This window comes from Homoserinimonas flava, from assembly GCF_054969005.1.
Map to the genome: position 1 here is coordinate 169,894 of NZ_JBUEQS010000001.1, position 14,711 is coordinate 184,604.

The window sequence follows — 14,711 nt, forward strand, 5'->3', positions numbered from 1 at the left end:
GCTGGCCTCCCCGTTCCATTTCTCTCGAGGGTGCGCGTCGCTGCATTCTCTTGCTCAAATGAGCAAGGCCTCGCCCCTCTCTCAGCCCGCCCCCGTCCGTAGAATCGGGAACCATGAAGCTCGAACTTCGAGGAATCACCAAGCGATTCGGCGCCCTCGTGGCCAACGACCACATCGACCTCGTCGTCGAGCCAGGAGAGATTCACGCGCTCCTTGGCGAGAACGGCGCAGGCAAGTCGACCCTCATGAACGTGCTCTACGGCCTCTATCGTGCCGACGAGGGCGAGATTCTTCTTGATGACACCGTGCAGCACTTCGCGGGCCCCGGTGATGCGATGGCGGCCGGCATCGGCATGGTGCATCAGCACTTCATGCTCATCCCAGTGTTCACGGTCGCCGAGAACGTCATGCTCGGCCACGAAGAGACCAAGGTTGGTGGCCGGCTTGACCTGCCTGCTGCCCGGGCAAAGGTGCTCGAGATTTCTGAGCGCTTCGGGTTCGACATCGACCCGGATGCGATGGTGGGTGACCTGCCCGTCGGCGTGCAGCAGCGGGTCGAGATCATCAAGGCGCTCTCGCGCGACGCGAAGGTGCTCGTCTTCGACGAACCGACGGCGGTGCTTACACCGCAAGAAACCGACGAACTCATTGTCATCATGGGGCAGCTCAAGGCCTCTGGCACCTCGATCGTCTTCATCACCCACAAGCTCCGCGAGGTGCGGGCCATTGCCGATCGCATCACGGTCATCCGCTTGGGCAAGGTTGTCGGCGAGGCATCGCCGACCGCGACCAACGCCGAGCTCGCATCGCTCATGGTCGGTCGGGCCGTCGAGCTCACGGTCGAAAAGGGCCCGGCCCGACCGGGGGAGCGATCCCTTGTGGTCGAGAATCTCTCGGTCATCGATCCGCGCGGCAACATCGTCGTGAAGCACGTGAGCTTCGATGTGCGGGGCGGCGAAATCCTCGTCATCGCTGGCGTGCAGGGCAACGGCCAGACCGAACTCACTGAAGCGTTGCTCGGCCTGCAGGAGCGGGTGACAGGTTCGATCAGCCTCGACGGCAGGCCGCTTACCGGGCGCAGCGTGCGGCAGATCCTCGACGCCGGTGTCGGCTTCGTGCCGGAGGACCGCATGGCGGACGGGCTCGTCGCGGAATTCACGATCGCCGAAAACCTCATGCTCGACCGCAGCACGGGCGAACCCTTCGTCAAGCGCGGCACCCTTCAGCGCGAGTTGCGCGACGAGTTTGCTCGCGACAGAGTCTCGGAGTTCGACATTCGCACCCAGGGCATCGACACACATGCCGGACGACTGTCGGGCGGCAACCAGCAGAAGGTTGTGCTCGCTCGAGAGCTCAGCCGGGATCTCCGCCTCTTCGTGGCCGCGCAGCCCACTCGCGGCCTCGATGTGGGCTCGATCGAGGTCGTGCACGAACGCATCGTCGAAACCCGAGACGCCGGGATTCCCGTCATCGTTGTTTCGACCGAGCTCGATGAGGTGACCGCTCTCGCCGACCGCATCCTCGTGATGTATCGCGGCGGCATCATCGGAATTGTGCCGGGCGATACACCGAGAGATGTTCTAGGACTCATGATGGCCGGCGAGGTTCCGGCAGGAACGGGGGCCGCCGCGTGAGCGACAGCACCAGCACCCAGAACCCCGAGCCGTCGCCAGAACAGGCCGCCCGCCCGGCGCCCGGCAGCGACGACACCCGGTGGAGTCAGGCCGCGAGAGACATCATGGGCGGCTCGGCCATGATCTCGGTACTCTCGGTCGTCGTCGCCCTCCTCGTCGGTGCCGTGCTCATTGCGTGGACCGATGAGCGCGTGCAAGAGACGGCAGCGTACTTCTTCGCGAGGCCAGGCGACTTGCTCGGTGCGATCTGGCAGTCGGTATCGGGTGCATACAGTGCGCTCTTTCAGGGGGCCGTCTACAACTTCCGCCGCGAAGGATTCGCGGCAGGCATCAAGCCGCTCACGGAAACCCTCACGTTCGCAACGCCGCTCATTGCCGCCGGCCTCGGAGTCGGCCTCGCGTTTCGGGTCGGCATGTTCAACATCGGTGGCCGCGGCCAGATGCTTATGGCTGCCGCGGCTGCGGGCTGGGTGGGGTTCGCGCTCGACCTTCCCGCCGGCATCCACCTCGCCGTTGCCGTCATCGCCGGAATGATTGCCGGCGCGATCTGGGGTGGCATCGCCGGTCTCCTCAAGGCCCGCACAGGCGCCCACGAGGTGATCGTGACGATCATGCTGAACTTCGTCGCGCTGTACTTCATCGCCTACCTGCTTCGCACTCCCGGGCTCCTTCAGGCTCCGGGATCGAACAACCCGAAGACCGCCCCGATGAAAGAGACGGCGATCTTGCCAGACCTTCTCGGTTCGGGCTACAACCTGCATGCCGGGTTCATTCTCGTGATCGCCGCGACGATCTTCGTCTGGTGGCTGCTCAACCGATCGAGCCTCGGCTTCCAATTCCGCGCCGTCGGTGAGAATCCCGACGCCGCTCGCGTTGCCGGCATGAACGTCAAAAACATCTACCTCTACGCGATGCTGATCGCGGGTGCTCTCGCCGGGCTTGCCGGCGTCAACCAGGTACTTGGCACCGTCACGACCGGCTTCAGTCAGGGCATCGACGCGGGCATCGGCTTCGAGGCGATCACCGTCGCGCTGCTCGGCCGTTCGCGCCCGTGGGGCATCTTCGCCGCCGGCATCCTGTTTGGCGCGTTCAAGGCTGGAGGCTTCTCGATGCAGGCGGCCGAAGGCGTGCCGATTGACATCGTTACCGTGGTGCAATCGCTCATCGTGCTCTTCATCGCAGCACCGCCGCTCATCCGCGCAATGTTCCGTCTGCCCACACCTGGTGTCGCCCCACGCCGCACCGTCACGCCGAAGGAGGTGGCTGCAAAGTGAGCATTCTCGCCTCGCCCGCGCAGACCGCCGATGATTCCCCAGACAAGGCGGTCATCACCGGATGGAAGGTGCCGATCGCGCTCGCGATCTTCTCGGTGCTCGCCGTCATCCTCTTCGTCTTCAACCGCCGCCCAGACGATCAGAGCACCTTCAGGCTCTCAATGCCGAGCGATGTCATTCAGCTGCCGGAGATTGTGCTGCCGACGTTCGCGACGGGGCTCGTCATCACGGCGCTGCTCGTCGCGCTCACCGGGTTCGCCGCGTGGACTGTGCGCGAACAGCGGCGGGTGCCGCTCTGGGTATCGATCGTGTTCGCGGCGCTCTTCTTCACTGCCTTCCTCGCGTGGGCGGGTGCTGGCGAATCCATCCCCATCTACGGCCTGCTTGTTGGCACGGTCGGGCTGAGCGTGCCGCTCATTTTCGGTGCCCTCGGCGGTGTGATTTCTGAGCGCGTCGGCGTCGTGAATATCGCGATCGAAGGGCAGCTGCTCGCCGGTGCGTTCGCCTCAGCGGTCATCGCCTCCATCACGGGCAATCCCTATGCGGGACTCCTTGGCGCTGCCGTCGCCGGTGTGCTCGTTTCGCTCGTGCTCGCCGTGTTCGCCATCAAGTACTTCGTCGATCAGGTGATCGTCGGTGTTGTGCTGAACGTGCTCGTCACGGGTCTCACGAGCTTCCTGTTCTCCCAGGTGCTCGCGGCAGACCCTGAACGACTCAACAGCCCCCCGCGGTTCGAACGCATCGCGATTCCGATCCTCAGCGAGATCCCCGTCATCGGGCCGATGCTGTTCCGTCAAACCATCATCGTCTACGTCATGTATGTGGCCGTCTTCCTCGTCTGGTTCGGCCTCTTCCACACGCGCTGGGGTCTCCGCCTGCGTGCGGTCGGCGAGCACCCGCAGGCTGCCGACACGGTGGGCATCAAGGTTGCGTCGACGCGCTTCTGGAACGTTTCACTCGCAGGAGCCATCGTTGGGTTCGGCGGCGCGTACTTCACGCTGGGGTCGGTAGGCGCTTTCAATAAGGAGATGACCGCGGGGATGGGATTCATCGCCCTCGCCGCCGTGATCTTCGGGCGTTGGCATCCGATTCGTGCGACCCTCGCGGCGCTGCTCTTTGGTTTCGCCTCGAACCTGCAGAACGTGCTTGGCATCATCGGCTCGCCTGTGCCGAGTGAGTTCATGCTCATGCTGCCCTACGTCATCACCATTTTCGCGGTCGCAGGTCTGGTCGGAATTTCGAAAGCTCCTGCGGCCTCCGGCAAGCCGTACATCAAGTCGTGACCGAACACTCTTCGGCGGACTCGGTCGACTGGGTTGCGCTCCGCGCCGTCGCGACGGCGGCCATGAAGAAGGCCTATGTGCCGTACTCCAAGTTTCCGGTGGGCGCGGCCGCGATCGTCGATGACGGTCGCATTGTGAGCGGCTGCAATATCGAGAACGCGTCGTATGGCATCACCCTCTGCGCCGAATGCTCCCTCACGAGTGACCTCATCATGGGCGGTGGTGGTCGGCTGGTCGCCTTCACCTGCGTCGACGGCAACGGCGATGTGCTCATGCCGTGCGGGCGATGCCGACAGCTCCTCTTCGAACACTCGGCGAGCGGGATGCTCCTCGAGACGGTCTCGGGCATCCGCACCATTGACCAGGTGATCCCCGATGCCTTCGGCCCCCGCCAACTTGAGGAGTACGCCACATGAGCGCGATTGAACCATTCGACGCCGTCGACCTCATCCGCACGAAGCGTGATCGCGGCGTGCTGTCGACCGCTGAGATCGACTGGCTCGTTGATGCCTACACGCGGGGCTACGTTGGCGATGAGCAGATGGCAGCCATGACGATGGCGATCTTCCTCAACGGCATGGAGCGCCGTGAGATCCGCGACCTCACACTCGCCATGATCGCGAGTGGCGAGCGGATGAACTTCGATGCGCTTTCGAAGCCGACGACCGATAAGCACTCCACGGGTGGGGTGGGCGACAAGATCACGCTGCCGCTGGCGCCGCTCGTGGCATCCTTTGGCGTCGCGGTGCCGCAGCTCTCGGGGCGCGGCCTCGGCCACACCGGCGGCACGCTCGACAAGCTGGAGAGCATTCCAGGCTGGCGCGCTGACCTCACGAATGACGAGTTCTTCGCCCAGCTTGAGGAGGTCGGTTCGGTCATCTGTGCCGCCGGGGCAGGCCTCGCGCCCGCCGACAAGAAGCTCTACGCGCTGCGTGATATCACCGGCACGGTTGAGGCGATTCCGCTGATCGCGTCGTCGATCATGTCGAAGAAGATCGCCGAGGGCACCGCATCGCTCGTGCTCGACGTGAAGTTCGGCTCGGGGGCATTCCTGCAGGATCCCGCCCGCGGTCGCGAGCTCGCCGAGACGATGGTCGCCCTCGGCAAGGACGCCGGTGTTGCGACAGTCGCGCTCCTCACGAACATGAACGTGCCGCTCGGGCTCGCGATCGGCAACGCCAATGAGGTGCGCGAGTCGGTCGAGGTGCTTGCCGGCGGCGGCCCGGCCGATGTCGTCGAGCTGACGATCGCCCTCGCCCGCGAGATGCTTGCCCTCGCTGGGCAGCCGGATGCCGATGTCGAGGCCGCGCTCAACGACGGTCGCGCGATGGACACCTGGAACGCCATGATCACGGCGCAGGGCGGCGACCCGGATGCCGCACTCCCGGTTGCTCGCGAAACCCATGTCGTCACGGCCGACCGTGACGGTGTGCTCGTGCGGCAGGATGCGCTCCCGTTTGGCATCGGTGCGTGGCGCCTCGGTGCCGGGCGCGCCCGCAAGCAAGACCCGGTGCAGCACGCCGCTGGCATCGACCTGCACGCGAAGCCTGGCGATACCGTCACGAAGGGGCAGCCGCTGTTTACCCTTTCCGCCGATGAGCCGGCACGCTTCGACCGTGCGCTCGACGCAGTCTCGGGTGCATGGGAGATCGCACCACGCGGCACCGCATTCGTGCCGGACCCGATCGTCGCCGACCGCATCGCCTGAGCCACGGCATCCGGAGTTCACGTGGACTCTCGAATCGTCGGGGGTTGTGGGTGGCCGAGACGGTAGATTTGTCCACATGAACACTGCGCCTGACGACCTGCTGCTGCCCGGCGGGGCCGCCGACATCACGACCCTGCCCAAGGTGTCGTTGCATGATCACCTCGACGGGGGGCTTCGGCCGCAGACGATCATCGAGCTCGCGGACGCGATTTCACTCGATCTGCCGGCGTCGGATGCCGCAGCGCTCGGGTCGTGGTTTGTTGAGAGCGCCGATTCGGGCTCGCTCGTCGACTACCTCAAGACGTTTGATGTGACGACCGCGGTCATGCAGACCAAGGAGGGTCTCGAGAGGGTCGCCAGGGAGTTCGTACACGATCTCGCAGCCGACGGGGTCATCTACGGGGAGATCCGATGGGCCCCCGAACAGCACCTCACCCGGGGGCTTACCCTCGATGAGGTTGTTGAGGCCGTGCAGGAAGGTCTTGAGGCCGGCGTGGAGGATGCCGCGCACACCGGCCACACGATTCGTGTCGGCCAGCTCGTGACCGCGATGCGGCACGCCGACCGCTCCCTCGAGATCGCCGAACTCGCGGTGCGGCACCGAGAGCGTGGCGTTGTCGGCTTTGACTTCGCGGGTGCGGAGGCGGGGTTCCTGCCGCGCCGCGCTCGAGCTGCATTCGACTATCTCGCGGCCCAGAACTTTCCCGTCACAGTGCATGCCGGCGAGGCCGACGGTCTCGAGAGCATCAGCAGCGCTCTTCTCGACGGCCGCGCACTGCGTCTGGGTCACGGGGTGCGTATCGCCGAGGACATCGAGATCGACAGCAGTGACGATGAGGCAACCTATGTCACCCTCGGCCGACTCTCGCAGTGGGTGAAGGACCGCGAGATCGCACTCGAGCTGAGCCCGTCGAGCAACCTGCAGACCGGTGCGATCGCGGCCTGGGGCACCGAGCTCATCGACCACCCATTCGACCTGCTGTACCAGTTGGGGTTCCGAGTGACGGTGAACACTGACAACCGGCTCATGAGTGACACGACACTGAGCCAAGAACTTTCGCTGCTCGCAGCGGCCTTCGGCTACGACCTCACCGACTTCGAGGTGTTTCAGCGCAACGCGGCAGCAGCCACCTTCTTGCCGTTCGAAGAGCGCCTCGAGCTCGCCGACGCGATCAGCGCCGGCTTTGAGGATGCCTGATGCGCCTCCCGTCCCTCACGGCTGACGGCATCGTTATCGGCGTGGACGCGGGCGACTGGCGCGACGCGGTGCGGGCCGCAGGGGGAGCGCTCGAGGCATCCGGTGCGGCGACCGCGGAGTATGCGGACGAAATGATTCGCATGATCGAAGAGCACGGACCCTACGTCGTCATCGCGCCCGGACTGGCGCTTGCCCACGCTCGCCCAGGCCCAGAGGTGCTCGCCGACGGTCTCGCTGTCGTGACGCTGAATACGCCCGTGCCCTTCGGCCACCCGCACAACGACCCCGTCACAGTGGTACTCGGACTCGCCGCGGTGCGGGCCGATACGCACCTGTCATCGATCGCCGCAATCGCGAACATCTTCAACGATTCGAATGCGGTGGCCGCGCTCGTCGGGGCACGCTCGGTGGAGCAGGTGCTCGACATTATGGGCGCCGACACATGAGCCGCGCATGAAGATCGTGGCGATCTGCGGTGCCGGCATCGGCTCGTCCGGCATTCTCAAGGTCAACGCGGAGCGGGTGCTCGCGCGTCTCGGCATCGAGGCTGAGGTGACGGCGGCGGACATCGCTTCAGTCGTCGAAGTTGCCGACGATGCCCAAGTCATCTTGACGTCGGCCGAGTTCGTCGAGGCAATCGGCAGCACCTACGCCGAGGTCATTGTCATCGAAAACTTCTCCGACACCTCAGAACTCGCCGCGAAGCTCTCGGCCGCACTCGCCTGAGCTTGCTCTGGGCCCGCTCTGAGCGCGCTACGCGATCAGCGCTCGAACGGCGTGCTCGAGCTCGTCCACGAACCCCTGTGCCGTCGCTCGGCGCGCCTCGGAGGGGCCGTCGAGTACCGCCGCGTCGATATACGCCTTGAGCTTGGGCTCCGTGCCGCTCGGGCGCACGATCACGCGGGAACCCCCGGCGAGGTTGATGCGCAGAATGTCGCTCGGCGCAAACTGGCCGACGCCGACGGCGAAATCATCGATCGACTCGACCGCGAGCGAGCCGAGGCGTGCTGGGGGAGATGTGCGCAGCGACGCCATGATCTCGGAGATAACGCTCGTGTCGGTAACCCGGAGTGATACCTGTGATGACGCGAATGCACCGAACTCGCGGTCGAAGCGCTCCAGGTGTTCGGCGAGCGTCGTGCCGCGCTCGGCGAGGTCTGACATGAGGGCGAGAAAGTCGAGCGCCGCAGAAATGCCGTCCTTGTCGCGGACCTTGCCGGGGTCAACGAGATACCCGAGCGCCTCCTCGTAGCCGTAGGCGAGATTCTCGACCCTGGAAACCCATTTGAACCCCGTGAGCGTGTCGGTGTAGTCGAGCCCGGACTGCTCCGCGATGCGTCGCAGGGCAGGGCTGCTCACGACCGAGGCGGCGAGGCCGCCCGAGGTGCCGCCGGCCGCGATGCGTTCAGCCGCACGCCAGCCGAGCAGCGAGCCGACCTCGTTGCCGCTGAGGCTGCGCCATCCGTCGCCGTGCGGCACTGCAACCGCGAGACGATCGGCATCCGGGTCGTTGGCGATGATGAGGTCCGCGCCGACCTCGACGGCCTTCGCAAACGCGAGATCCATCGCCCCCGGCTCCTCAGGGTTAGGAAACGCCACGGTCGGGAACGCGGGGTCAGGATGCGCCTGCTCCTCTACGAGCACGGGCTCAGCGAACCCGGCCGCAGTGAAGACGCGGCGGGCCACCTCAAGCCCGACCCCGTGCATCGCGGTGTACACGTATTTGAGGGGCTGCGCGGTGCGGGGTGCGAGCTCAACCGTGCGGCGCACATATTCATTGACCACCGCATCATCGGCCGTGACGAACGCGGTGGACCGGGGGAGATCGTCAAGCAGCCGCTCTGCAGCGATGCGGTTGATGTGTGCTTCGATCTCGGCGTCCACCGGCGAGACGATCTGCGAGCCCTGCGATTCGTCGCCGAGGTACACCTTGTATCCGTTGTCGTTCGGCGGGTTGTGTGACGCCGTCACCATGACGCCGGCACTCGCGTCGAAGTGCCGCACAGCAAATGCGAGCACGGGGGTCGGCAGCATGCGCGGCAGCAGGATGACGTGCACCCCAGCGCCCGCCATGATCTCAGCCGTGTCGCGTGCGAAGACGGCCGAGTTCTTGCGGCCGTCATAGCCGATCACGATCGACGGCTCATCGACGTGACCGAGAAGGTAGGCGGCGAGCCCCGCGGCGGCCTGCGACACAAGCACACGATTCATGCGGTTCGGCCCGGCGGCGAGTTCGCCCCGGAGTCCCGCCGTGCCGAACACGAGCCGGGCATCGAAGCGGTTGTGGAGTTCGGCGATGGCGTCGGCGTCGGCCTTCTTTGCACGCTTGATGAGTGCATCGAGTTCGGCCCGCGTCTCTTCGTCTGGGTCTTGGCGGCGCCAGGCCTTCGCTGCGGCGATGAGATTCGCTTCTGGGCGTGACTCGCTGCGGCTCTCGTCGCCGTCGTCGGGCAGCAACGACTCGTCAGGCAGCGAAGACTCCTCGGGCCGTGACGGCTCGGCGGCGCTCACAGGGCGCCGACGATCTCTGCGAGGAGTCGGCTGATTACGGGCTCCGCGGCGCGGCCGGCTTCGATGACCTCATCGTGACTCAGCGGCGTCGACTGGATGCCAGCGGCGAGGTTCGTGATGAGTGACATGCCGAGCACCTCCATGCCGGCCTGGCGGGCCGCGATCGCCTCAAGCGCCGTAGACATTCCGACGATGTGGCCTCCGATGGCCTTCGCCATCTGCACCTCGGCAGGGGTCTCATAGTGCGGACCGCGGAACTGGCAGTACACGCCTTCGTCGAGCCCAGGATCGATCCCCTTGGCGATCGCGCGAAGCCGAGCCGAATACAGGTCGGTGAGATCGATGAACGTCGCGCCCTCGAGCGGCGAGTCGGCCGTGAGGTTGAGGTGGTCGCTGATGAGCACCGGGGTGCCGGGGGACCAGTGCTCTTTGATGCCGCCTGCGCCGTTCGTGAGGATCATGGTCGTTGCACCCGTCGCGGCGGCGGTGCGCACGCTGTGCACGACGCGGCGCACCCCGTGCCCCTCGTAGTAGTGCGTCCTGGCACCGATGACGAGGGCCCGTTTGCCGCTTGGCAGCAGCACGGATCGGAGCGAACCGACATGGCCCTCAAGGGCCGGGCGGCTGAATCCGGTGACGTCCTGGGCGGGGATCGTGGCGGTCGTCTCACCAATGAGGTCCGCGGCCTTTGCCCACCCGCTGCCGAGGGTGAGGGCGATGTCGTGGCGGGCGACGCCGGTCTTCTCGGCGATGTCGGCGGCGGCAGCGGCGGCGATCTCGAACGGGTCGACTGCAGCGTCGTCGAGAGGGTTGCTCTGTGTCATCCGTCCACTCTATTCGGCACCCGCGGCAGCCTGTGAGCGCTGGTGATCGCGCATCGGCGCGGCATTCGGCTGGCGATGGGCGAGAATGTTTGTCATGGCCTATAAATTCGAGCGCAAGCAGAGAATCGCGATCATCGGCGGCGGACCGGGCGGCTTCGAAGCAGCCCTCGCTGGCGCCCAACTGGGTGCAGAGGTGACCCTCGTCGAGCGAGTCGGTGTCGGCGGCAGCGCTGTGCTCACCGATGTAGTTCCAAGCAAGACCCTCATCGCGACGGCTGAGGCGGCAAACGCGATCGGCGAGGCCAGCGACCTTGGCGTGCAGTTCTTTGCGAAGGGCGAGGGAGGCAGACCGGTGCGCCCCGAGGTCGCCGTAAACCTCCGGGCAGTGAACCAGCGGCTCCTGCGCCTTGCCCGCCAGCAGTCGGAGGACATGAAGTCGCAGCTTATTCGCGAAGGCGTCACCATCGTGCAGGGCGACGGCCGTCTCGATGGCGCGAACCGCGTCATCGTTTCGGCGGGCAAAGGGCGTGCCGCGAAGGACTTCGACGAGATCGACGCCGACACGATCGTTATCTCCACCGGCTCTCGGCCGCGCGAACTCGCTTCGGCGCTGCCCGACGGCGAACGCATCCTCACCTGGACGCAGCTCTACACTCTCGACAGCGTGCCCGACCACCTCATCGTCGTTGGCTCGGGTGTAACTGGCGCCGAGTTCGCTTCTGCCTACCTCGCACTCGGCGCCGAGGTCACGCTCATCTCGAGCCGCGATCAAGTGCTCCCAGGTGAAGACGCGGATGCCGCTCGGGTGATCGAAGACGTCTTTACGCGCAACGGCATGAACATCATGAACAAAAGTCGCGCCGAAAGCGTCAAGCGCACCGCCGACGGTGTCATTGCCACGCTCGACGACGGGCGCACAGTCGAGGGCAGCCACTGCCTCATGGCGGTCGGCTCGATCCCGAATACCGCGGGCATTGGTCTCGAGGAGGCGGGCCTGCAGCTCACCGAGTCCGGTCACATCCGGGTTAACCGCGTGGCCCGCACCTCGATGCCGAGCATCTATGCGGCCGGTGACTGCAGCGACTTCTTGCCCCTCGCATCCGTCGCCTCGATGCAGGGCCGCACGGCCGTCTATCACGCGATGGGCGACGCCGTGAATCCGACCGAGCTGCGCAACGTCACCTCGAATATTTTCACGCAGCCGGAGATCGCGACCGTCGGATGGACGCAGCGGCAGATCGAAGACGGCATTGCGCAGGGCGAGATCTACAAGCTGCCGCTGGCGCAGAACCCGCGCGCGAAGATGATGGGCATCAAGCACGGCTTCGTGAAGCTTTTTGCGCGCACCGGCTCTGGCACCATCATCGGTGGTGTCATTGTCGCGCCACGGGCATCCGAGCTCATTCTGCCGATCTCGATCGCGATCGAGCACCGACTCACGGTCGACGAGGTGGCACAGGCGTTCGCGGTCTATCCCTCGCTCTCCGGCAGCATCACCGATGCGGCGCGGGCGCTGCACATCGTGCACTGATGGTCGGTATCGAGAGTTCGAAGCTTGCCATTGTCGGCGCTGGCAGCGTGGGTGCGAGTCTCGCTTACGCGGCGCTCATCCGCGGCTCGGCCAGGCGCGTGGCGCTGTATGACATCAACAGAGCGAAGGTCGACGCTGAAGTTCTCGATCTCGCGCACGGCACCCAGTTCACCGGTTCGAGCGAGGTTGAGGGTGGCGCCGACCTCGCCGTTGTGGAGGGCGCGCACGTCGTCGTCATCACGGCGGGTGCCAACCAGCGTCCGGGGCAGACGCGAATGGATCTTGCCGGCACGAATGCCCGCATTCTCGAAGACCTGATGCCGCAACTGCTTGAGCGCGCGCCGGATGCCGTCTTCATGCTCGTTACCAATCCGTGCGATGTGCTGACGGTCGTGGCGAGAACGGTGTCGGGGCTGCCCGCCGAACGGGTGTTCGCGTCAGGGACGGTGCTCGACACATCGCGCTTGCGCACGCTCTTGGCGAGGCGTGCCGGCGTTGCAACATCGAGCGTGCACGCGCACATCGTCGGCGAGCATGGCGACACCGAGTTCCCGCTCTGGTCGTCGGCGATGATCGGCTCCGTGCCGATCCTCGACTGGGCCCGAGGTGAACCGGTGCACCGAGACGAGCTCGACCGCATCGCCACGCAGGTGCGGGAGGCCGCCTACAAGGTCATCGAGGGCAAGGGTGTGACGAACTATGCGATCGGTCTCTCCGGCGCTCGCATCGTGGAGGCGGTCCTCGGCGACGAGCAGGCAATCCTGCCGGTGAGCACCGTGCTCGGCAGCTATCGAGGCATCGGCGACGTTGCGCTGTCGGTGCCGAGCTTGGTCGGCGCCAAGGGCGCGACGCCGATCGTGGAGACACCGTTCTCCGACGCCGAGGATGCGCGGCTGCACGAATCGGCGAGCGCCATCCGGGGCGCCCTCGCGCAGATCGGATACTGAGCCGTCTGACTGGTGTGGCGTTCGGGCTGGGCGAGGCGCCTGGCTAGGCGATCGAGAGCAGCAGGTGGCCGGATGACACGGTCGCCCCGACTGCGGCGTTGATCCCGGTCACGACCCCGTCCTTGTGGGCGACGAGTGGCTGCTCCATCTTCATCGCCTCGAGCACGAGGATGAGGTCGCCCTTGACGACCGCATCGCCTTCGCCGACAGCAAATTTGACGACCGTCGCCTGCATGGGTGCTTTGACGGCATCGCCGGTGGCCGACGACACCGTGCCGCTGCCGGTGCGTCGTCGTGGTGCTGGGGGAAGGATGGCGGCGCCCGCGGTGGGGATGACGCGGCCCGGCAGGCTCACCTCGACGCGCTTGCCGTCGACCTCGACGGTGACGGCGCGACGTTCCGGTGCAGGCCCTGCCGTTTCGAGTTCGCCGCTCCACGGTTCGAGTTCGCCCGCGAACTCGGTTTCGATCCACCGCGTGTAGACGCTGAACGGGTCTGAGGTGAAGGCGGGGTCGTTGACGATCGCGCGGTGGAAGGGAAGCACGGTGGGCAGTCCGGCGATCTCGAATTCGTCGAGGGCACGGCGAGCGCGCTCGAGTGCGTCGGCGCGGGTCGCCCCCGTGACGATGAGCTTGGCGATCATGGAGTCGAACGCGCCGCTGATGACGTCACCGGTCGTGACGCCGGAGTCGACGCGCACGCCGGGGCCGCCAGGCACTCGGAACACGTGGATGGGGCCGGGGGAGGGCATGAAGCCGCGACCGGGGTCTTCACCGTTGATGCGGAACTCGATCGAGTGTCCGTGCGCGACGGGGTCGGCGTAGTCGAGCGTGCCGCCTTCGGCGAGACGGAACTGCTCACGCACGAGGTCGATGCCGGTGACCTCTTCAGAGACCGGATGCTCGACCTGCAGTCGCGTGTTCACCTCAAGGAACGAGATGGTGCCGTCCTGCCCGACAAGAAACTCGCAGGTGCCGGCGCCGACATAGCCAACCTCGCGAAGGATGGCCTTCGACGCGGTGTAGAGCAGTGCGTTCTGTTCGTCGCTGAGAAACGGCGCTGGTGCCTCTTCGACGAGTTTCTGGTGGCGGCGCTGGAGGGAGCAGTCGCGGGTTGAGACGACGACGACATTGCCGTGAGCATCCGCGAGGCACTGGGTCTCCACATGGCGCGGCTTGTCGAGGTATTTTTCGACGAAGCATTCGCCTCGCCCGAAGGCGGCGATGGCTTCGCGGGTGGCGGAGTCGAAAAGCTCTGGAATCTCGTCGCGCGTGCGGGCGACTTTGAGCCCGCGCCCGCCGCCGCCGAACGCGGCTTTGATTGCGACGGGGAGACCGTGCTCATCGACGAAGTCGAGCACCTCGTCTGCGCCGCTGACGGGGTTGAGTGTGCCGGGGGCGAGGGGAGCCCCGACCTTCTCGGCGATGTGTCTGGCCGAAACCTTGTCGCCGAGCTTTTCGATGGCGTCTGGTGATGGACCGATCCAGATGAGTCCGGCGTCGATGACGGCGCGGGCGAAGTCGGCATTCTCGGCGAGGAACCCGTAGCCGGGGTGCACGGCATCGGCACCGGAGCGGCGGGCGATCGAGAGGATCTTCTCGACGACGAGGTAGGTCTCCGCGCTCGTCGCCCCGTCGAGCGAGTAGGCCTCGTCGGCGAGGCGCACGTGGCGGGCATCGCGATCCTGGTCGGCGTAGACGGCGACAGAGCCGAGACTGGCATCTTTCGCTGCCCGGATGATGCGCACGGCGATCTCGCCGCGATTGGCGATGAGGACCTTGGAGATACGGGGCATAGTTGA

13 protein-coding genes are annotated in these 14,711 nt (G+C 66.0%); 10 read left to right on the plus strand and 3 right to left on the minus strand.

Annotated elements, in window-relative coordinates:
* The first annotated feature begins 113 nt into the window (after window positions 1–113).
* From ACY48M_RS00810 to ACY48M_RS00845, 8 genes are all read left to right on the plus strand, one after another.
* Window positions 114–1,634, plus strand: a complete 1,521-nt coding sequence (locus tag ACY48M_RS00810) for an ABC transporter ATP-binding protein (RefSeq protein ID WP_462818343.1) — start codon at window positions 114–116, stop codon at window positions 1,632–1,634.
* Window positions 1,631–2,908 carry an ABC transporter permease gene (locus ACY48M_RS00815; RefSeq protein ID WP_462818344.1) on the plus strand — a complete coding sequence of 426 codons (1,278 nt, stop codon included), beginning with the start codon at window positions 1,631–1,633 and terminating at the stop codon, window positions 2,906–2,908. Before ACY48M_RS00810 ends, ACY48M_RS00815 begins: the two co-directional genes overlap by 4 nt.
* The gene (locus ACY48M_RS00820; RefSeq protein WP_462818345.1) at window positions 2,905–4,191 is read left to right on the plus strand and encodes an ABC transporter permease; all 1,287 of its coding nucleotides are present in this window, start codon (window positions 2,905–2,907) and stop codon (window positions 4,189–4,191) included. The genes ACY48M_RS00815 and ACY48M_RS00820 overlap by 4 nt, the downstream gene beginning before the upstream one ends.
* Complete coding sequence (locus ACY48M_RS00825; protein WP_462818346.1) at window positions 4,188–4,607, plus strand: cytidine deaminase; 420 nt, start codon at window positions 4,188–4,190, stop codon at window positions 4,605–4,607. Before ACY48M_RS00820 ends, ACY48M_RS00825 begins: the two co-directional genes overlap by 4 nt.
* On the plus strand, window positions 4,604–5,899 hold the full coding sequence (locus tag ACY48M_RS00830) for a thymidine phosphorylase (RefSeq protein ID WP_462818347.1): 1,296 nt from the start codon (window positions 4,604–4,606) through the stop codon (window positions 5,897–5,899). The genes ACY48M_RS00825 and ACY48M_RS00830 overlap by 4 nt, the downstream gene beginning before the upstream one ends.
* 76 nt (window positions 5,900–5,975) lie before the next feature.
* The gene (locus tag ACY48M_RS00835; protein ID WP_462818348.1) at window positions 5,976–7,097 is read left to right on the plus strand and encodes an adenosine deaminase; all 1,122 of its coding nucleotides are present in this window, start codon (window positions 5,976–5,978) and stop codon (window positions 7,095–7,097) included.
* Window positions 7,097–7,543 carry a PTS sugar transporter subunit IIA gene (locus ACY48M_RS00840; protein WP_462818349.1) on the plus strand — a complete coding sequence of 149 codons (447 nt, stop codon included), beginning with the start codon at window positions 7,097–7,099 and terminating at the stop codon, window positions 7,541–7,543. Before ACY48M_RS00835 ends, ACY48M_RS00840 begins: the two co-directional genes overlap by 1 nt.
* Window positions 7,544–7,550: 7 nt before the next feature.
* On the plus strand, window positions 7,551–7,823 hold the full coding sequence (locus ACY48M_RS00845) for a PTS sugar transporter subunit IIB (RefSeq protein ID WP_462818350.1): 273 nt from the start codon (window positions 7,551–7,553) through the stop codon (window positions 7,821–7,823).
* Window positions 7,824–7,850: 27 nt separating this feature from the next.
* Here ACY48M_RS00845 and ACY48M_RS00850 read toward each other — a convergent pair whose 3' ends face one another.
* Window positions 7,851–9,554, minus strand: coding sequence for a phospho-sugar mutase (locus ACY48M_RS00850; RefSeq protein ID WP_462819227.1), 1,704 nt, complete (start codon window positions 9,552–9,554; stop codon window positions 7,851–7,853).
* Window positions 9,555–9,604: 50 nt separating this feature from the next.
* Entirely contained in the window at window positions 9,605–10,432 is an 828-nt protein-coding gene (locus tag ACY48M_RS00855) for a purine-nucleoside phosphorylase (protein ID WP_462818351.1), read from the minus strand.
* 94 nt (window positions 10,433–10,526) lie between these two features.
* Between ACY48M_RS00855 and ACY48M_RS00860 the strand changes: the two genes are divergently transcribed.
* Together ACY48M_RS00860 and ACY48M_RS00865 are read left to right on the plus strand one after the other, a co-directional pair.
* Window positions 10,527–11,963 carry an NAD(P)H-quinone dehydrogenase gene (locus ACY48M_RS00860; protein WP_462818352.1) on the plus strand — a complete coding sequence of 479 codons (1,437 nt, stop codon included), beginning with the start codon at window positions 10,527–10,529 and terminating at the stop codon, window positions 11,961–11,963.
* Window positions 11,963–12,910, plus strand: coding sequence for an L-lactate dehydrogenase (locus tag ACY48M_RS00865; protein WP_462818353.1), 948 nt, complete (start codon window positions 11,963–11,965; stop codon window positions 12,908–12,910). The genes ACY48M_RS00860 and ACY48M_RS00865 overlap by 1 nt, the downstream gene beginning before the upstream one ends.
* A gap of 43 nt (window positions 12,911–12,953) precedes the next feature.
* Here ACY48M_RS00865 and ACY48M_RS00870 read toward each other — a convergent pair whose 3' ends face one another.
* Complete coding sequence (locus ACY48M_RS00870; protein ID WP_462818354.1) at window positions 12,954–14,705, minus strand: acetyl/propionyl/methylcrotonyl-CoA carboxylase subunit alpha; 1,752 nt, start codon at window positions 14,703–14,705, stop codon at window positions 12,954–12,956.
* Window positions 14,706–14,711 lie beyond the last annotated feature (6 nt).